Annotated in this window: 19 protein-coding genes; 5 read left to right on the forward strand and 14 right to left on the reverse strand. The window is 66.2% G+C overall.

The genetic code is table 11. The features are described 5' to 3' along the window. Positions 1-13 precede the first annotated feature (13 nt). The 5 genes from E5CHR_RS29145 to E5CHR_RS29165 are packed head-to-tail and all read right to left on the reverse strand — an operon-like array spanning position 14 to position 3,339. Positions 14-646 carry a pilus assembly PilX family protein gene (locus E5CHR_RS29145; RefSeq protein WP_162583246.1) on the reverse strand — a complete coding sequence of 211 codons (633 nt, stop codon included), beginning with the start codon at positions 644-646 and terminating at the stop codon, positions 14-16. Beyond that, positions 643-1,848, reverse strand: coding sequence for a PilW family protein (locus E5CHR_RS29150; RefSeq protein WP_162583958.1), 1,206 nt, complete (start codon positions 1,846-1,848; stop codon positions 643-645). The genes E5CHR_RS29145 and E5CHR_RS29150 overlap by 4 nt, the downstream gene beginning before the upstream one ends. After that, complete coding sequence (gene pilV / locus E5CHR_RS29155) at positions 1,845-2,264, reverse strand: type IV pilus modification protein PilV (RefSeq protein WP_162583247.1); 420 nt, start codon at positions 2,262-2,264, stop codon at positions 1,845-1,847. The genes E5CHR_RS29150 and pilV overlap by 4 nt, the downstream gene beginning before the upstream one ends. Beyond that, entirely contained in the window at positions 2,264-2,851 is a 588-nt protein-coding gene (locus E5CHR_RS29160) for a pilus assembly FimT family protein (protein WP_232062230.1), read from the reverse strand. The genes pilV and E5CHR_RS29160 overlap by 1 nt, the downstream gene beginning before the upstream one ends. After that, entirely contained in the window at positions 2,845-3,339 is a 495-nt protein-coding gene (locus E5CHR_RS29165; protein WP_443083131.1) for a type IV pilin protein, read from the reverse strand. Before E5CHR_RS29165 ends, E5CHR_RS29160 begins: the two co-directional genes overlap by 7 nt. A gap of 120 nt (positions 3,340-3,459) precedes the next feature. Here E5CHR_RS29165 and E5CHR_RS29170 point away from each other — a divergent pair, with 120 nt between their 5' ends. Continuing rightward, positions 3,460-5,163 carry a PglL family O-oligosaccharyltransferase gene (locus E5CHR_RS29170; protein WP_232062231.1) on the forward strand — a complete coding sequence of 568 codons (1,704 nt, stop codon included), beginning with the start codon at positions 3,460-3,462 and terminating at the stop codon, positions 5,161-5,163. A gap of 3 nt (positions 5,164-5,166) precedes the next feature. Here the strand turns inward: E5CHR_RS29170 and moaC are convergent, their stop codons facing one another. Continuing rightward, entirely contained in the window at positions 5,167-5,661 is a 495-nt protein-coding gene (gene moaC / locus E5CHR_RS29175) for a cyclic pyranopterin monophosphate synthase MoaC (protein ID WP_162583249.1), read from the reverse strand. A gap of 56 nt (positions 5,662-5,717) precedes the next feature. Between moaC and E5CHR_RS29180 the strand changes: the two genes are divergently transcribed. After that, positions 5,718-7,274, forward strand: coding sequence for a M48 family metalloprotease (locus E5CHR_RS29180; RefSeq protein WP_162583250.1), 1,557 nt, complete (start codon positions 5,718-5,720; stop codon positions 7,272-7,274). 3 nt (positions 7,275-7,277) lie between these two features. On the opposite strand, the gene E5CHR_RS29185 is transcribed toward E5CHR_RS29180, so the two are convergent. The 3 genes from E5CHR_RS29185 to E5CHR_RS29195 are packed head-to-tail and all read right to left on the reverse strand — an operon-like array spanning position 7,278 to position 8,876. After that, complete coding sequence (locus E5CHR_RS29185) at positions 7,278-7,631, reverse strand: phage holin family protein (RefSeq protein WP_162583251.1); 354 nt, start codon at positions 7,629-7,631, stop codon at positions 7,278-7,280. Positions 7,632-7,652: 21 nt separating this feature from the next. Continuing rightward, a complete protein-coding gene (locus E5CHR_RS29190) occupies positions 7,653-8,117 on the reverse strand; it encodes a hypothetical protein (protein ID WP_162583252.1) in 465 nt (154 codons plus the stop codon). 21 nt (positions 8,118-8,138) lie between these two features. Further along, the gene (locus E5CHR_RS29195; protein ID WP_162583253.1) at positions 8,139-8,876 is read right to left on the reverse strand and encodes a TerC family protein; all 738 of its coding nucleotides are present in this window, start codon (positions 8,874-8,876) and stop codon (positions 8,139-8,141) included. A 414-nt stretch (positions 8,877-9,290) separates the two neighbouring features. On the opposite strand from E5CHR_RS29195, the gene E5CHR_RS29200 reads away from it, so the two are divergent. Both E5CHR_RS29200 and E5CHR_RS29205 read left to right on the forward strand, forming a co-directional pair. After that, positions 9,291-9,755 (forward strand): DUF3717 domain-containing protein, encoded by a 465-nt coding sequence (locus E5CHR_RS29200; RefSeq protein WP_162583254.1) that lies wholly within the window; start codon positions 9,291-9,293, stop codon positions 9,753-9,755. Between the two features lie 16 nt (positions 9,756-9,771). After that, on the forward strand, positions 9,772-10,080 hold the full coding sequence (locus E5CHR_RS29205; protein ID WP_162583255.1) for a putative signal transducing protein: 309 nt from the start codon (positions 9,772-9,774) through the stop codon (positions 10,078-10,080). 18 nt (positions 10,081-10,098) lie between these two features. Here the strand turns inward: E5CHR_RS29205 and E5CHR_RS29210 are convergent, their stop codons facing one another. The 4 genes from E5CHR_RS29210 to E5CHR_RS29225 are packed head-to-tail and all read right to left on the reverse strand — an operon-like array spanning position 10,099 to position 14,332. Further along, a complete protein-coding gene (locus E5CHR_RS29210) occupies positions 10,099-10,659 on the reverse strand; it encodes a YaeQ family protein (protein WP_162583256.1) in 561 nt (186 codons plus the stop codon). Between the two features lie 34 nt (positions 10,660-10,693). Beyond that, positions 10,694-12,082 (reverse strand): adenylosuccinate lyase, encoded by a 1,389-nt coding sequence (gene purB, locus E5CHR_RS29215; protein ID WP_162583257.1) that lies wholly within the window; start codon positions 12,080-12,082, stop codon positions 10,694-10,696. A 37-nt stretch (positions 12,083-12,119) separates the two neighbouring features. Next, on the reverse strand, positions 12,120-13,178 hold the full coding sequence (locus E5CHR_RS29220; protein WP_162583258.1) for a M48 family metallopeptidase: 1,059 nt from the start codon (positions 13,176-13,178) through the stop codon (positions 12,120-12,122). After that, positions 13,175-14,332 carry a YjgN family protein gene (locus E5CHR_RS29225; protein ID WP_162583259.1) on the reverse strand — a complete coding sequence of 386 codons (1,158 nt, stop codon included), beginning with the start codon at positions 14,330-14,332 and terminating at the stop codon, positions 13,175-13,177. Before E5CHR_RS29225 ends, E5CHR_RS29220 begins: the two co-directional genes overlap by 4 nt. Positions 14,333-14,438: 106 nt before the next feature. Between E5CHR_RS29225 and E5CHR_RS29230 the strand changes: the two genes are divergently transcribed. Beyond that, complete coding sequence (locus E5CHR_RS29230; RefSeq protein WP_162583260.1) at positions 14,439-15,050, forward strand: glutathione S-transferase N-terminal domain-containing protein; 612 nt, start codon at positions 14,439-14,441, stop codon at positions 15,048-15,050. A gap of 362 nt (positions 15,051-15,412) precedes the next feature. Here the strand turns inward: E5CHR_RS29230 and E5CHR_RS29235 are convergent, their stop codons facing one another. Continuing rightward, positions 15,413-15,970, reverse strand: coding sequence for a glutathione peroxidase (locus E5CHR_RS29235; protein WP_174255810.1), 558 nt, complete (start codon positions 15,968-15,970; stop codon positions 15,413-15,415). Positions 15,971-16,138: the final 168 nt, after the last annotated feature.

A 16,138-nucleotide genomic window follows, 5' to 3' on the forward strand; every position in this document is an offset into this window, starting at 1 on the left:
GATGCTCTGCTGGTTACTCGGGCCTGGAGAACGAGCTCTGCAGGAAGACCTGCGTGTCGCGCGGTCCGTCGACCCGGATGCTGAGGCGATAGAGGGCGGGCGGTGGAATGTCAGGGCGGAGGACACCGGCAGTGCCGCCGGTGACCTGCGTCGTGGATGGCGCCGAAACGCATGCAGTGGTGCCCAGCGTGGCAAAGTTTCCGGTTGCGTTGCACAGCCGATCGATCACGTAGTTCACGGTAACGCCGCCACTCCCGGTGATCGCCCCTCCTGTAGGCGTGAAATCAGCGTTGGTGATGTCCTTTCCGGTAAGGCCGGTCTTCTTGAGCAGCACGTAGGGGATCCCGAGGTCATTGACCTTCAGCTGGACGGCGCTGTAGTTTTCCGCCGGCACGCTGTTGGACGTGAGCGTGGACGTCGCAAGGCCTCCTGTCTTGAACGCTTGCATGGCCCTCGAGACCGCCAGCTCGCCCTGGTTGACCAGATCCCTCCTGAAGGCCAGGTTTCCGGCGCTGAATAGCGATGAGTTCATCGAGCGCATTACCGCGACCCCGCCAGCGAGCAGGATCACGAGAATGATGAGGCAGAACAACAGCACCACGCCCCGTTGGGGCGTTGGCGAAACAGATGCGGCGGCGGTTCTCATGAGGCGGACTGCAGCAACATGTTGCGCAGTGGAATGGTGGTATCGATGACGCGGTACCGGTAGTGTTGGTCAAGCGTCACGGAGCGCTGCAGTGCCGTCGCCAGATCGCTGAAAAGCGTCAGGGAAGCCGGTGACACGGTTTCCTTGTTGAGCTCGGAACTGCGCATGACGAGCGCGATGCGCACGGCGACTATCTGCCTGATGGTGGCCGGTGTCGTCATGAGGTTGGTGATTCCGTACGTCGTACCGCTGGGGGCGACCCAGTCATTGATGATCCCGTCCCCGTTGGTGTCCACGCCATACAACGCCCGGAGCTCGACAACAACATCGGAGATGGCCTGCAAGGCATCCGCGTCGGAACCGGTGCCTGCACTTCTGAGCAGGTCATAAGCAAAAAGAGTCTGGTTCGCGCCCACACCGATCAGTTGGAACCGCACGTTGTTGGAAAGCGTGTTGCCCAGCGGTGTGTAGTAGGCCGTTCCGCTGGCGGCGAGGGTCGCGAGCGATGTCGTGCCGCCAGCCGAAGTGAAATAGCGTCCGCCCAGCGGCAGCACTTCATTGCCTGCGGCAGCAAACGCGGTTGTATCCGTCACATTGACCTGCTCGATCAGGCAATCGGCCGTTCCATCCTGCGCGACAAGTCCAAGGTCACCGCTGGCCAAACCGATCGTGTTCTCGAGCCGCAGGTTGTTGGTGCCAGTAACGCCAGAACGAATCTTCCGGGGGATGTCGCCGGCGGCACCGTTGCCTCCCATCACCATCAGCACGTCGGACCCGGTCGCCGATTGGCCCTGTCCAATCAGTACTGGCGCCACTCGCAAGTCGCCGGCCGCGCTGGCGCCCGCGCCTCCGAGAAAGGACGCAAACGGGGCAGGGAAGGCGCTGCTGCGCGGCAGGATGGTGGTCGCCGTGCCGCCAATGTCGCGCGACACGCTCAGCTTGCAGCCATAGACACCGAGGCTTCCGGACTGCACGAAGCCGGAGCCCGCACTGCGCAGGACGCCGTCAAGGACGTAAGCCGCAAACGCGCCGCTCTGGCTCATGTCGTTGGTCGACGTGGTGGTTCGCTTGTGAGCTTCACCCACGGTCACCACGCTGGTCACCGCGAGCGTGACGATGAGGCCGATGGTCATCGCCACCAGGAGCTCGATGAGCGTCAGGCCCCGCTGCAATGGACGGGAGGTGGATATCGATGCGTTCATGGCGGCGGCGGAAGGGTGACCCGGGTCGTGAGCCGGCTCTTGTCGGCCGCGCTGCGCTGAGGGGGGCTCCACTCGATCGTGATGTCTGCCGTATTGACCAGTGTCGCTACAGGGACGACCGTCGCGGTGGCACTCGGCAATCCATCCTTGGACACATCTGCAATGCGCGTGGCCCATGCAGTCCCGGTGCTCGTGTCTACGGTGATCGAGTTGTTCAGCCACATCGTGCTGGCGATCTCGTTAGCCAGCAAAGCAGCGCGATTGCGATCTGCCGCATCGACCGAGAAGTTCATGGCACGCGTCTGCAAGCCGATCAGTCCGAGGATGCCCAAGGAGAAGAGCAGGATGGACACCAGCACCTCAATCATGGCAACGCCACGCTGAGTGCGCACGGAAGAACGTGGAATGCGCTTCATCAGGGGCATCCATCGGGTGAAGTTGAAAGGTTCCTGGCTGGATCGCACATGCGCACCTGGCCGCCCAGCGAGACCAACACACGCAGCGGCCGGTGGTCGACTCCGGTCATGGTGACGTCGTAGGTCGCAGCAGCGGCCGCACAGCTGGCGCCGCTCGGGCCGGGCGTTGCGTTGGCAACCAGCCGACCCAGCGAGTTGAAGCAGATAGACACCGGACCGGTGATCTGCACATCGTTGCCTACGCTACTCAAAACGCCGGCTTCGACGAATTGGGCGGTCTCGTCGGTGAGCAATTGAACGGTGTTGATCGACCAGTTCCTTCCGTTGGCCACTGCCGTAAGGCTGGTTGCTGGGGAGGTGCTGTTGGTGAGCGAAAAAACGGTCTGGCGGCTGCGGCGCAGCGCTTCGGCCTGCGCGAGGCGAAGGCCGTTCTGCAACGCGTCGGCCACGGTTCGAATCTTGGAGTTGCGGATCCATGCCGTCATCGATGGGAAGCCGAGCGCCAGGAGAATGGCGAGCAGCACGATGGTCACCATCAGCTCAACGAGGGTGAAGCCGACAACATGCGCAGCCCTGCGCTTCAGCACGTCTGTCCCTTCTTCGTGATCCAGTCGTTCGAGCAGCTATTCCACCCGGGCACGCCAGTCACTGTGGTGGAGCGCTGGTTCTGCTGGTCCACCTTGAAGGTGAAGCCGTTGGTCGCTCCACTGCCAACGGCCTGAAGAACGAATGTCGTTGCAGTAGGCGTGCCGTCGCATGAGAGTGTGAAGCTCCCCGCCTTGCGCAGGCTCACGTCCACGAGACAAGGGGAGATGAACGTCGTACCCACCGAGTTGTAGGTTCGGTTGTCTTGGTAGAAGCGTTCCATGTTGGCTCGCATTGCGGCGAGGCCGTTGTGTGCGTCGACGAGTTGACCGCGCAGCACGTAGTCGCGGTAGCTCGGAAGTGCGATCGCTGCAAGGATGGCCACGATCGCCACAGTGATCATGACCTCGATCAGCGTGAATCCCCTTGACGAGCAACGGGAGTGGAGAGCGTTTGACACTTTGTTGACCCTTCGAGCACAGGTTTGCACAGTGATAAATTGTGAACAATGCGCGAGATTTCGCGACGACCGTCCATCTACGGCGCACTTCCTTTCGTCGCCTCTACGTAAGACATTCGTGCGCTTTTTCGCATTGGCACAATGCCGCGAATGAAGAGTTCCGCCGTTCATGCCGGTCAGCCTGCATCGTCGATCGTCCGGACCGTCATGGGCTCGGCAGCATTGATCGCGCTGCCGTTTCTCTTGCCCTTCGCGTCCGGCCCTTCAGCCAATGTCTGGCAGCAACTGGCCACATGGACCTCTGCGGCGCTGCTGCTGCTTGCGCAATCTGCGGCGTTGCCAGCACGCGGCGTCCTGGCTTGGTTGGCAGTGGTCGAAGCGGCGATCATGCTGGGACGGGCGTCCGGCTCGGTCCTCTATCTCTGCGGGGCTGCGGCCGTGGCCGTCGGGGCGGGGATGGCCTGCCTCGGCGCCGGCCTGGCTCGCGCCCCGGCCTCGCGCCAGGCTATCCTGGCCTACGCCCTCCTCGCCGCCGGCCTCGTCAGCGCCATCCTCGGCCTGCTCCAGTACTACGGCCTCGCCGCGCCACTCGTCCCCTGGACCACCACCCCCGACCTCGGCCAGGCCTACGGCAACCTCCGCCAACGCAACCAGTTCGCCACCCTGATCAGCATGGCCCTCATCGCGGCGCTCTGGCTGTACGGCAATCGCGGGCGACGCACCCGCCTCGCACTGATCCCTGCCGCAGCCTTGCTGCTCGTCGCACTCGCCGCCTCGACCTCGCGGACCGGGCTGGTCCAACTGCTCCTGATCAGCAGCATCTCCGCCTGGCTCGCCTGGCGCGAAAGACGGCCGCATCAGGACAAGAAAAGCTCAGCAGACGCTCGCCTGCCGCCCCCCTTGGCGCTGCTCGCGATGATCCCCGTTTACTTCGCGGCCGCCTGGCTGCTCCCTCTGCTCGCAGGCTCAGGGGTAGAAGGCATGATGCACCGGCTGCGTGAAGGCGCGCCCGCCGACCACAGCCGAGTCCTGCTCTGGCGCAACGTGCTCGAACTGATCGCCCAGCGCCCCTGGACGGGGTGGGGCTGGGGCGAGCTGAGCTTCGCGCACTACAGGACGCGCTACCAGGGGCCTCGTTTCGTCGAGATCCTGGACAACGCGCACAACCTGCCCCTGCACCTGGCGGTCGAGCTGGGCGTCCCGGCAGCGGTCCTGATCTGCGGCGGCTTCGTCTGGCTGGTGATGTCTGCGCGGCCTTGGCGCGAGGCCGATCCTGCACGGCTGATGGCATGGGGCCTGCTCGGCGCGATCGTGCTTCACAGCCTGCTCGAATACCCGCTGTGGTACGGCCCGTTCCAGCTCGTTTTCGGTGTGTGCCTGGGCTTCCTGTGGCCCGCATCACCGAAGAAAACTGGCGGGGCGACGGAAGGCCGCCGCGTCCTTGCGCCGTCGCTGGCCGCTGCGCTGGCCCTGATGGTGATCGTCGCGTACGCCGCCTGGGACTACACGCGCGTCAGCCAGCTCTATCTCGCGCGTGAAGAGCGCCTGCAGGCATGGCGGGACGACACGCTGGCAAAGGTGCAGGACTCGTGGCTTTTCGCCAACCAAGTCAAGTTCGCATCGCTTGCGCTCACGAAGGTCGACCGGACCAACGCCGCGGAAGTGCATGCACTGGCGCAGCGCCTGCTTCATTTCTCGCCGGAGCCGCGCGTGATCGTCAAGCTCATCGACAGCGCCATGCTGCTGGGCCTCGAGGCAGAGGCCGCTGAACAAGCCGGGCGCTTCAGGATCGCCTTTCCCGGCGAGTACGCGCGCTGGCTGGCCAAGGCGCCGATGGACGATCCGTCGGAATAGGGTTCAGCCCTTGGGCGGCGGCGACGCCATGTAGCTGCCGGACTTGCCCCCGTGCTTTTCGAGCACGCGCACGCCGTCGATCGTCATGGCGCGGTCCACGGCCTTGCACATGTCGTAGATGGTCAGTAGCGCGACCTGCACGGCCGTCAGGGCTTCCATCTCGACACCGGTGGGTCCGACCGTCTCGACGGTCGCGGTGCATGCCACATGCGGCGTGCCGCCCTCGGCAATCGCAAAGGCCACGGCGACCCGCGTCAGCGGCAGCGGATGGCACAAGGGAATGAGGTCGCTGGTCTTCTTGGCGGCCTGGATGCCCGCGATGCGCGCGATGCCCAGCACGTCGCCCTTTTTTGCGGTGCCCGATTCGATCAGCGCCAGCGTTGCCGCTTGCATCTCGATACGCCCGGTGGCGACGGCGATCCGGTGGGTAGAGGGCTTGGCGGCGACGTCCACCATGTGGGCCTGGCCCTGGGCGTCGAAATGAGTAAGGGAGCTCATGCTTGAACGTTCAGCGGAGTGACGCATCATACGAGGCCCAGCCATCGATCCTCTCCATGCTGCGCCGGACTTCTTCTACCCCTTCGACCCGCAAGCCGCAGCGCCTGGTGCGCACGCTCTGCGCCTTCCTCCTGATCGCCTGCCAGCTCGGCGCGCCGCCGCTGGCGCAGGCCCAGCTGCTGCCAGGCATGGGCGACGGCGAGATGACGGCGAGCACCGAGCGCCGGCTCGGCGACCAGATCGCGCGCGAGCTGTACCGCGACCCTGACTACATCGACGACCCGGTGCTGGTCGAGTATGTGGAGGACATCTGGCAGCGACTTCTGGCGGCGGCGCGCCTGCGGGGGGAGCTCACGCCGGAGCTGGACGAGCGCTTCGCCTGGACCGTGATGCTGGGCCGCGACCGCAGCATCAACGCCTTCGCGCTGCCGGGCGGCTACCTGGGCCTGCACCTGGGGCTGATCTCGGTGACCGGCAGCCGCGACGAGCTCGCCACCGTGCTGGGCCACGAGCTCTCGCACGTCACGCAGCGCCACATCTCGCGCATCATGGCCAAGCAGAGCCGTCAGATGCCGCTGCTGCTGGCCGGCATGATCCTGGGGATGATCGCCGCCGGCAAGAGCCGCAATGGCGATGCGGGCCAGGCCGTGCTGATGGGCAGCCAGGCCGCCTTCGCTCAGAGCCAGCTCAGCTTCTCGCGCGACATGGAGCGCGAGGCCGACCGCATCGGCTTCGGCGTGATGACCCAGGCAGGGTACGCGCCGCAGGGTGCGGCAGCGATGTTCGACAAGCTGCAGTACGCGTCGCGCCTCAACGACAACGGCTCCTATCCCTACCTGCGCAGCCATCCGCTCAACAGCGAGCGGATTGCTGATATGCAAGGCCGCTACCAGTTCCGGCCCGGCAGCGCGATCGCCATGCCGCTGCTCATGGAGCACGCGATGATCGCTGCGCGCGCCCGCGTGCTGGTGCGCCCGGGCGTCGACGTATTGCGGCTGTGGATCGACGCGGCCGGCAGTGGAGAATTCGCGCGCAGCTCGCCGGCCCAACAGGCCGGCACGCTGTACGCGGCGGCACTCGCGGCCAACGAGCTGCGCGACCACCGATCCGCCCGCGCCCTGGTAGAGCGATTGCGAGCGCGCACGGGGGAGGACGCGCGCGCGGCGCGGCTCGCGCGCCTCCTTGCGGCCGAGATCGAGCTCTCGGCCGACGCGCCGGCAAAGGCAGCCACGCTGCTCGATTTGCAGGCGAAGGACCGGCCCGAGATGCTGCTGGCCGCCCAGGTTGCCGCTGCCACGCGCCAGCCGGCACCGATGGTGGCCCCGCTGCGCGACTGGGTGGCCTCGCATCCGCGCGATGCGACGGCCTGGCGCGCGCTGGGCCACCTCTACGGCGCGCAGAACGACACGCTGCGCGCCATCCGCGCAGATGCCGAGGCCAACGCAGCGGTGCTCGACTATCCCGGCGCGCGCGACCGCTTCAAGGCCGCGCAGGAGTTCATCCATAAAGGCGGCGTGCCGATCGACCATTACGAAGCGTCGATCGTCGATACCCGCGCGCGGGCGATCGAGGTGCTGGTGAGGGAGCAGGCGGCGGAGCCGCCGCTCAAGTAGCGCTCAGGCCTTGGCGAAGAGGCCGCCCAAAGCGGCCTCGATGACCAGCCCCAGCAGCGAATAGATCAGCGAGCCGATCAGCGCCGCCACGAAACCGTTGACGTGGAAGCCCGGCAAAAGCCCCGAGGCGGTCCAGAATAGCAGGGCGTTGATCACGAAGAGAAAGAGGCCCAGCGTGACGATGGTGACCGGCAGCGTCAGCACCACGAGCACCGGGCGCACCACCATGTTGAGCAGGCCGATCACGGCCGCGGCGATGAGTGCCGAGGTGAAGCTCGACACCTGCACGCCGCTGTAGATGTAGGTCACTGCCAGCAGCGCGAGCCCGCTCAGCAGCCATTTGACGACGAGTCGCATGCGTGCGGTGTGGCGCCTGTCTTACTCGGACAGCTCGTTGGCCAGCACCAGCAGCGCCCCCATGCCGAGCACCGCGCCCGGCAGGGCCCAGCCGGACTGGCCGGGCGACTGCACGTCGGGTGCGACCGGTTCGAGGTCCACGCCGATCTTGGGACGGCGGGCATCGATCACGCGTGCCGCGCCGTGCTCCATCTTCAGGCGCTGCGTCAGCTCCGGCAGCGGGCCCTTGGCCAGCACGGAGGTGACCTGCCCGCCTTCCAGTTGCAGCAGCGGCAGCAGTTGCTCCTGCGTCTTCGCCAGCCACTTGTTGCGCCAGTTCTCGCGCGCGCTGTGGCTGACCCATTTGCTGATGCGGTGCGTCATGCGCGGCGCGCAGGCCACCAGCACCCAGCGGCGGGCACCCGTGCCGACAGCTTCCGGCGTCAACCGCGAGAGCAGTTCGCGCGCGTAGGCCGCATCGTCGACATAGAGAATGATTTTTTCCATGGATGCTCCTTGTTGGCGAAGTCAGGCGGTGGCGGTGTCCTGCGGCTTGGGCCGGCGCATGGCCACCCACTTGCCGATCAGCAGCACCAGCAGTGCGCCGCCGACACCGGCAATGTAGCGCACCATATCGGTCTGCGGCAGCTTCGGCACCCAGGTCCAGGCGGCGGGGTTGACGACTGCCGGGTCGGACACGGCCATCGTGCCGGCGATCCAGCCCAGCAGCATGCCACCCAGCGTGATGATGATCGGGAAGCGGTCCATCAGCTTGATGACCAGCTGGCTGCCCCAGACGATGATCGGAATGCTCACCAGCAGGCCGAAGACCACGAGCGGCATCTGGTGACCCTCGCCCGCACCTTGCGCGGCCCCCGCGATCGCGATCACGTTGTCCACGCTCATGACCAGGTCGGCCACGATCACCGTCTTCACGGCAGACCACAGCCGGTCGCTGGCGGCGATGTTGCCGTGCGCATCGTCATGCTCGGGAGCGAGCAGCTTGATGCCGATCCAGACCAGCAGCAGCGCGCCAGCGAGCTTGAGGAACGGAATGGCCAGCAGCGTGAGCGCGAAGAAGATCAGGATCACGCGAAGCAGGATGGCGCCGGCGGTGCCCCAAAGAATGCCCTTGGTGCGTTGCGCGGGCGGCAGCTTGCGGCAAGCCAGCGCGATGACGACGGCGTTGTCGCCGCCGAGAAGAATGTCGATCATGATGATCTGACCGACGGCGACCCAGAATTCGGGGGTCAGGAACTGTTCCATGGCGTCCTCTGTTCGATTTGCTTCATCCCGTGCGGGTTGGATCAAGCGGCTGAATGAGGACCCAGGGGTCCCGGACATGCAAACGCTTCGATCGAACCCGCGTGGGCTCCAATCGAAGGTCTTGCTCGGCAGCGTGGGCTGCCCGACAGGCCGGAAGTGTTGTCTTCGTATTGACGACCTGTCGAAGTCCGCCCTCGTGGAGGACGGTTGGGAGCTACTCCCCTTCGGTTGGGCAATTAGAGCATCGAGGGCGCACGCCTGGCAACCGTATTTTTCTCTGCCTTCAAGAAAATAGCGGCTGCATCCCGCGTCCATAGCGCCTCGCATGCTATCAATTTCGGAGCAACGCATAACCTTCGCCAGCCGCCGGGATTTGGCGGGACTATGATGCCCAGCCGCATTTCCGACCCCCCCATGGCCGCCATCCACATCACAGACATCGAGGCCGCCATCAACTACTGGCGCGAGAAGAAGCCGTCGCCCGATGGCGTCACTCTCGCGCCCGAGCTGCGCGCCCTGGCCGAGGTTTACGCGCTGATGGTGTTCCATCACGAGGACGAAGCCGACGAGGTCGGCTTTCCACCGAAGGCCTGGGACGCCTGGCTGGCCTGGTACCAGACGACACCCGACACGCCCTGCATCGCCATCTGCTCCACCAGCCAGGGGGACGACGAATGCAAGGGCTGCGGCCGCAGCTTCGACGAGGTACAGCACTGGCCCTCGATGACGCCCGGCGAGAAGCGCGCCACCTGGCGCCGCATCACGATGCTGGACAAGGCATGGCGCTTCAATCGCTATGCAGAGCGGGCGCGCGAGGCCGAACCGGCCTGGCCGGACGACCAACCCGCGCCCCGCGAACCGGCCGAGCTGCCGCGCTGAACAGGAAGCAAGCGCCATGCGCCGCCTCGCGCAAGCCCCCAACCTGGCGATCGCCACCCTCTGGGCCGATGCCTTGCGCGAAGAGGGCGTCGCGGCCTCCGTGCAGCGCGAATACCTCGGCGCGGCCGCCGGCCAGCTGCCGCCCGACCAATGCCTGCCCGAGATCTGGATCGAGGACGAGGCCCACCTGGAGCGGGCCAGGCAGCTGCTCCACGCCTTGCAGCACAGGCCTCAGCGGCGCTGGCACTGCGGCTGCGGCGAGCTGGTCGAAGGCGGCTTCGAGCAGTGCTGGCGCTGCGGCGCGATGATGCCCGGGGAGCCTTGAGAAGGCGTCGACGACCGACTACTTCCAGCGCACCAGGTCGATGTCGACGCTGTGCGTCCCGTCCCCCAGCATCAGCCCACCTTCCTGGATGGTGGCCTGCAACTGCATCGATCGCTGCGCCAGCGCCGCCAATGCCTGCGACGCGGCCGTCGGCACCCGGTAGACGGCCAGGTTCTGCGGGCGCGTGAGCTTGTTCTCGATGCCGCGCCACCAGACCTCGGCTGCGTGGTGGAAGGCGTAGACGATCGTCTCGTCCGCCTTCCCGCACGCCTTGATGACCGGCTTGTCCTCCGGCTGGCCGACCTCGATCCACAGCCGAACGGCGCCGGTGAAGTCGCGCAGCCAGACGTCGGGTTCGTCCGGGTTCGAGAGGCCCGCGCCGAAGGCCAGCGTGCCGTCGCCCTGGCAGACGTCCTGCAGCTTGTGCGCATTGAGTGCCAGCGCCACCAGCCGGATCATCATCCGCTCGTCGGTCTCGCTGGGATGGCGTGCCAGCGTGAGCGCATGGTCGGCGTAGTAGCCGTGGTCGATGTCGGCTACCGCGAGGGTGGCCTTGAAGATGGTGGATTTGAGCGCCATGGGGTCGCGAGTGTAGGCGGCCCGCGGCGCTGCTTCAGGTCGTCTGCGCCCGGCGCGCCAGCTCGGCGGCCTTGCCGGTGTAGCTGGCCGGTGTCATGGCCAGCAGCCGTTCCTTTTCGGCGTCGGGGATCTCGAGCGAGCGGATCAGCTCGTGCAGCGCTTCGGCGGTCACCGTCTTGCCGCGGGTGACCTCCTTGAGCTGCTCGTACGCCCCCTGCACGCCGAAACGCCGCATGACGGTCTGGATCGGCTCGGCCAGCACTTCCCAGGAGGCCTCGAGATCGTCGGCGAGCGCCTCCTCGTTGAGCTCCAGCTTGCCCAGGCCGGTCGCCAGGCTCGCATAGGCCAGCACCGCATACCCGAAGGCCACGCCGATGTTGCGCAGCACGGTGCTGTCGGTCAGGTCGCGCTGCCATCGGCTGATGGGCAGCTTCTCGCTGAGGTGGCGCAGCAGCGCATTGGCCAGGCCCAGGTTGCCTTCGGCGTTCTCGAAGTCGATCGGGTTGACCTTGTGCGGCATGGTCGACGAGCCGATCTCGCCCTTCTTGAGCCGCTGCTTGAAATAGCCAAGGCCCACGTAGCCCCAGACGTCGCGCGCGAAGTCGACCAGGATGGTGTTGGCCCGCGCCACCGCATCGAAGAGCTCGGCCATGTAGTCGTGCGGCTCGATCTGGATGCTGTACGGCTGGAAGCTGAGGCCCAGGCCCAGTGGCGCCGGCGTCTCGACGACCTTGCGGCTGAACGCCTCCCAGTCGAACTCGGGCCAGGCCGCCATGTGGGCGTTGTAGTTGCCCACGGCCCCATTCATCTTGCCCAGCAGCGCCACGCCGGCGATGCGCTCGCGCGCCTTGGCCAGGCGTACGGCCACGTTCGCGATCTCCTTGCCGACGGTGGTCGGGCTGGCGGTCTGGCCATGCGTGCGCGACAGCATCGGCACCTCCGCAAAGCGGCCTGCCATCTCGCGCAGTGTGGCGATCAGCCCGTCGATGGCGGGCAGCACCACCTTCTCGCGCGCCGCCTGGATCTGCAGCGCGTGGCTCGTGTTGTTGATGTCCTCGCTGGTGCAGGCAAAGTGCACGAACTCCGAGGCCGCCAGCAGCTCCGGCCGCGCCTCGAACTTGGACTTGATCCAGTACTCGACCGCCTTGACGTCGTGGTTGGTGGTCTTCTCGATCTGCTTGATGGCGATGGCGTCGGCCTCGGAGAAATTGGTGACCAGGCCCAGCAGGTACTTGCGCGCGCCGCCGGTGAGCGGTTTGAACTCAGGAAAGCCACAGTCCGACAGCGCGATGAACCACGCCACCTCGACCTGCACCCGCCGGTGCATGTAGCCCTGCTCGCTCATCAGCGGCCGCAGGGCCGAGAGCTTGGCCGCGTAGCGGCCGTCGAGGGGGGAAAGCGCGGAGACAGTGGAGAAACTCATGGCCTGAATTTTAGGTGCCGGTCCCGGGCCTTCAATTTCAGTTCGCTGCGGCTTCCCGGAAGAAAGCCATGCGCTCGGCCGTCGCCGGGTGCGAAGAGAAGGCCAGGCCAATGACGTCGTCGTCCAGCCCGGCGCGCTTCTGCCCGGCACGCCAGCGCTCCACGGCCTCGAAGAAGCCGATCATCACGCGCGGCGAGATGCCGGCGGCGCGCAGCAGCCGGACCGATTCGGCGTCGGCCTCGCGCTCGGCATCGCGCGAGTAGCCGAGCGTGGCCAGCAGCACCGGGGCGCTGCCGATCAGCGTGCCGTAGTCGCCGAAAGCGGCCGACACCGCAAAGCCTACCGCCGACGCCTGCACCAGCTGCCGCATCGCATGCCGCAGGCGCACGTGGCCAAACTCGTGTCCGAGCACACCGAGCACCGCATCCGGGTCGCCTGGCATCAGTTGCACGAGCTCGTCGGTCAGGACGATGGTGCCGCCGGGCAGCGCCAGCGCGTTGGGCCCCAGCCGCTTGTCGCGGGCGCTGCGGAACTCCAGCTTCCAGGCCGGCGCACCCTCCGGGTGGGCCGCCAGCACCAGCCGTGCGAAGGTGCGGCGAATGCGCTCCTGTTCCTCCGGCGCCAGCGCGCTGGGCGTCAGCATTGACTCGTCGATGGATGCGAGCACCTCGGCACCGATGGCCGCGTCGACGCCAGCCGGCACCGCCGCAGTCACGCCGCGCGCGACCCACGGCAGGCCCCACTGGTACAGCGCGGCCGTGGCCGCCAGCAGCAAGGCCAGGGCGAGCGCCACGCCGCGCCAATTCTGCTGGGCACGGACCACCCAGCTCTCGCCGCGGCCGAGCTGCGCGACCCATGCATCCCATGCCGCGACGTCGAGCGCCTGGACGCTGGCGCCTTGCGGCAGATTCAAAAGCCGGCCGCCGTGGCGCGTGCGCTCGGGCCAGCGCAGCTGCGCCAGCGGCACTTTGAAAGATGCAGAGGCGTCGCCGGGCGCAGGCGCGATGACAAGCGCGTTGCCTTCGACGCACAAGCGCGCCGCCTGCGGCCGGCTGCTGTGGCCATCGAAGAAACGCACCTCCAAAACGGCGCTCACAGGCCGATGTCCAGCCCGAACAGGTCGGCCGCCATGTCGCCGGCGGCGCCCGGGTCTTCACGCCGCGCGGTCTGGCTGAGCTGGTCGAGCCCGATGCGCGTCTGCAGCTCGACGGCCTCGAGCTGCGCGCGCCGCGTGTTCACCACGGCGAAGGGCCAGTAGAGGCCGAGCGTCAGCAAAATCAGCAGGTAGTTTCTGCACTGAAGGCGCAGGTAAGTGCCGAACTTCAGGCGGCTGTCGAAGCGCAGCACCTCGTTGCCGGTGGTGGACCACAGCAGGTTCTGCAGCCGCACCTGCAGGTAGGACTTGGGCAGGATGTTGACCAGCAGGATTGCGCCAAAGCCCATGAACGCCGCCACCACCACGAAGGTGGCGCCAATGCCGGTTCTACGGCCCGAGAAGGCGAAAACACCCGCCACCAGCAGCATGAGCGCAAGGGCCGCAAGGCTGATGGCGATCAGCTTGATGAAGATGCCGTAGAGCACGCCCACGTCGGCCTTGAGCCGGGTCTGCAGTGCGCCTATCGCGTAGTGGTCGTGCTGGTAGCGCCGCACACGCCACAGGAAGTAAGGCAGGCCCGCCCCGAAGGCCAGCATGCCGAGGCCGACCACCCCGGTTGCCACGGCCGCCAATGCAGGGGGTTTGCCGTTTGCCGACACGCCGGCCATCGCGCCCGCGAGGGCTACCGGCAGCAGTGCCAAGGCCAGCGGCGGCAGCATGCAGGCGTAGGCACCGGCCATGTCGCCCGTAAAGCGGAAGCGCAGGCCACGCCAGCTGGTGTTGGCCAGCCTGAAGCGCATCGAGGCCCGGAACAGCGCGGGCCACAGCGCGACGAAAGCCAGCGCCGCCACGACCGCCGCCCATCCGGAAAAGTTGCTCCCTACCGAATAGGCGATCAGGAAGCCCGCGGCAATCAACGTGCCTCGCAGCATCTTGGCCGGCTCTCCGTGAAAGTCCAGCGCGTCGCCGCCCACCCACGTGTTGCTGTAGAAATACTTGAGCTTGCGCACCTTGGCCCAGGGCAGGTAGATGCCGAGGCTGACCACGATGAGCAGCAGATTCACAATCCATATGCGGAAATACTCGCTGCCGCTGGCCGTGAACTCGATCGGATGGCGCTCGGGCACCGTTTGGACGGGCGCTTCTGTGACCATGTTCCTTCACCTTCTCCCTGGTTGGTTCGGACGCGGATTCTGCACTGCGCGCGTTCCCCTAGAATCAAAACGCTACAACGACGACCCCCAGGGGGAGAGAGCCCGCATGAAACTGATCGGATCCAACGCCAGCCCTTATGTGCGCAAGGTGCGCGTGGTCATGGCCGAGAAGCGGCTCGATTACCAGTTCGTGATCGAGGACGTCTGGTCCGGCGACACGACCATCGCCAGCTCCAACCCCTTGGGCAAGGTTCCGTGCCTGATCATGGAAGGCAGCGAGGCGATGTTCGATTCCCGCGTGATCGTCGAATACCTCGACACCCTTTCACCGGTCGGCAAACTGATTCCCCAGCAGGGCCGTGAGCGCGCCGAGGTCAAGACCTGGGAAGCCCTGGCGGATGGGGTGATGGATGCCGGGGTGCTTTGCCGGCTCGAGGCCACCTGGGCCGGCCGCGCCGATGGCGAGCGCAGCCAGGCGTGGATGAATCGCCAGCGCGCCAAGGTCGAGGCCGGCATTCGCGCCATGGCCAAGGGCCTGGGCGACAAGCCCTTTTGCAGCGGCATTCATTTGAGCCTGTCGGACATCGCGGTCGGTTGCGCGCTCGGCTGGATCGGCTTCCGGTTTCCGGATATCGACTGGCGCAGCGAGCACCCGAACCTCGGCAAGCTCTACGACAAGCTGATGCAGCGCCCCAGCTTCGCCGACACCGCCCCCTGAGCCTCAGGACGTCCTCAAGCAAAAGCCCCGCACTGCGGGGCTTTTTGTTGGTGAACACTGCTGAACCGGCTCTGCCGGGCCGCTGGTGTTGCCCCCGGTAGGGGGGTGGGCGGCCACACGAAGTGGGCCAACCTGGGGGCGAGATAAAGATGTTACGAGGCGCCCCGAAACGAAGGAGGGAGGGAGGGAGGAGGAGAAGAATCGCCCCGGGATTTCATTCAGACGTCAGGCGTCCGAAAGGCCTCGCAACATAAAAACTGACGGGCTTCCTGGACCCGAGCCGGTAAGAGCGCAAGGCGCGCCGGGCAGTTCCCAGCCAGACGTAAGCGTTTGTCACCACGCCTCGCGAGGCACCGCAGACGTCACTGCGGACCGAGCTGCTTTTCCACCTCGCGAACGAAGCCCTTGTCATCCGGTGAGGTCATGCTGGAATACGAATCCACGACCTTGCCTTCCCGGCTGATCAGGTATTTGTAGAAATTCCACTTGGGCGTGGTGCCCGAAACCTGCGCGAGTTGCTTGAACAGCGGATTGGCTTCGGCTCCCCGGACCGAGGACTTGGCGAACATCGGAAACTTCACGCCGAAAGTGCTTTCGCAGAAGTCCGCGATTTCCTTGTTCGTGCCGGTCTCCTGCGAGAAGTCGTTGGAGGGGAAGCCGAGCACCACCAATCCGCGCGAGCGGTATTTGCTATCCAGCGCCTCCAGGCCCTTGTACTGCGGCGTGAAGCCGCAAAAGCTCGCGGTGTTCACGACCAGCAGCACCTTGCCCGTGTATTGGCACAAGGTCTGGGGTTTCTCGTCTTGCAGGCGGGGGAAGGTGTGTTGCAGGATGGGCGGGCAGCCGGCGGGGATGGCCGCCTCGGCGCCACGCGCACCGGTTCCTTGGGCAACCGCTGCGGCGGGCGCCACCCCGGCCATCGTTGCGAATGCGGCAAATGCCGCAAGAGTGGGAGAAACAATGAGCCGTCGGATTACGCAGTTCATGGCAGTTTCCAGGGTAGAAGTGGGGCTTGGCGGGAAGAGCGGCGCGGTCGTCTATACCGCATCATCGCGCGCTTGTCACGGGGGCGCCAAACCCCGCGTCTA

The organism is Variovorax sp. PBS-H4 (genome assembly GCF_901827205.1).
GTDB lineage: Bacteria > Pseudomonadota > Gammaproteobacteria > Burkholderiales > Burkholderiaceae_C > Variovorax.

Excerpts from the sequence above, each read along its gene's own strand:
- E5CHR_RS29195 (WP_162583253.1), bottom strand. The coding sequence starts at position 8,876 with ATGGAACAGTTCCTGACCCCCGAATTCTGGGTCGCCGTCGGTCAGATC.
- E5CHR_RS29170 (WP_232062231.1), top strand. The coding sequence starts at position 3,460 with ATGAAGAGTTCCGCCGTTCATGCCGGTCAGCCTGCATCGTCGATCGTC.
- E5CHR_RS29210 (WP_162583256.1), bottom strand. The coding sequence starts at position 10,659 with ATGGCGCTCAAATCCACCATCTTCAAGGCCACCCTCGCGGTAGCCGAC.
- E5CHR_RS29190 (WP_162583252.1), bottom strand. The coding sequence starts at position 8,117 with ATGGAAAAAATCATTCTCTATGTCGACGATGCGGCCTACGCGCGCGAA.
- E5CHR_RS29145 (WP_162583246.1), bottom strand. The coding sequence starts at position 646 with ATGAGAACCGCCGCCGCATCTGTTTCGCCAACGCCCCAACGGGGCGTG.
- moaC (WP_162583249.1), bottom strand. The coding sequence starts at position 5,661 with ATGAGCTCCCTTACTCATTTCGACGCCCAGGGCCAGGCCCACATGGTG.
- E5CHR_RS29230 (WP_162583260.1), top strand. The coding sequence starts at position 14,439 with ATGAAACTGATCGGATCCAACGCCAGCCCTTATGTGCGCAAGGTGCGC.
- E5CHR_RS29225 (WP_162583259.1), bottom strand. The coding sequence starts at position 14,332 with ATGGTCACAGAAGCGCCCGTCCAAACGGTGCCCGAGCGCCATCCGATC.
- pilV (WP_162583247.1), bottom strand. The coding sequence starts at position 2,264 with ATGAAGCGCATTCCACGTTCTTCCGTGCGCACTCAGCGTGGCGTTGCC.
- E5CHR_RS29235 (WP_174255810.1), bottom strand. The coding sequence starts at position 15,970 with ATGGCCGGGGTGGCGCCCGCCGCAGCGGTTGCCCAAGGAACCGGTGCG.
- E5CHR_RS29200 (WP_162583254.1), top strand. The coding sequence starts at position 9,291 with ATGGCCGCCATCCACATCACAGACATCGAGGCCGCCATCAACTACTGG.
- E5CHR_RS29185 (WP_162583251.1), bottom strand. The coding sequence starts at position 7,631 with ATGCGACTCGTCGTCAAATGGCTGCTGAGCGGGCTCGCGCTGCTGGCA.
- E5CHR_RS29180 (WP_162583250.1), top strand. The coding sequence starts at position 5,718 with ATGCTGCGCCGGACTTCTTCTACCCCTTCGACCCGCAAGCCGCAGCGC.
- purB (WP_162583257.1), bottom strand. The coding sequence starts at position 12,082 with ATGAGTTTCTCCACTGTCTCCGCGCTTTCCCCCCTCGACGGCCGCTAC.
- E5CHR_RS29150 (WP_162583958.1), bottom strand. The coding sequence starts at position 1,848 with ATGAACGCATCGATATCCACCTCCCGTCCATTGCAGCGGGGCCTGACG.
- E5CHR_RS29205 (WP_162583255.1), top strand. The coding sequence starts at position 9,772 with ATGCGCCGCCTCGCGCAAGCCCCCAACCTGGCGATCGCCACCCTCTGG.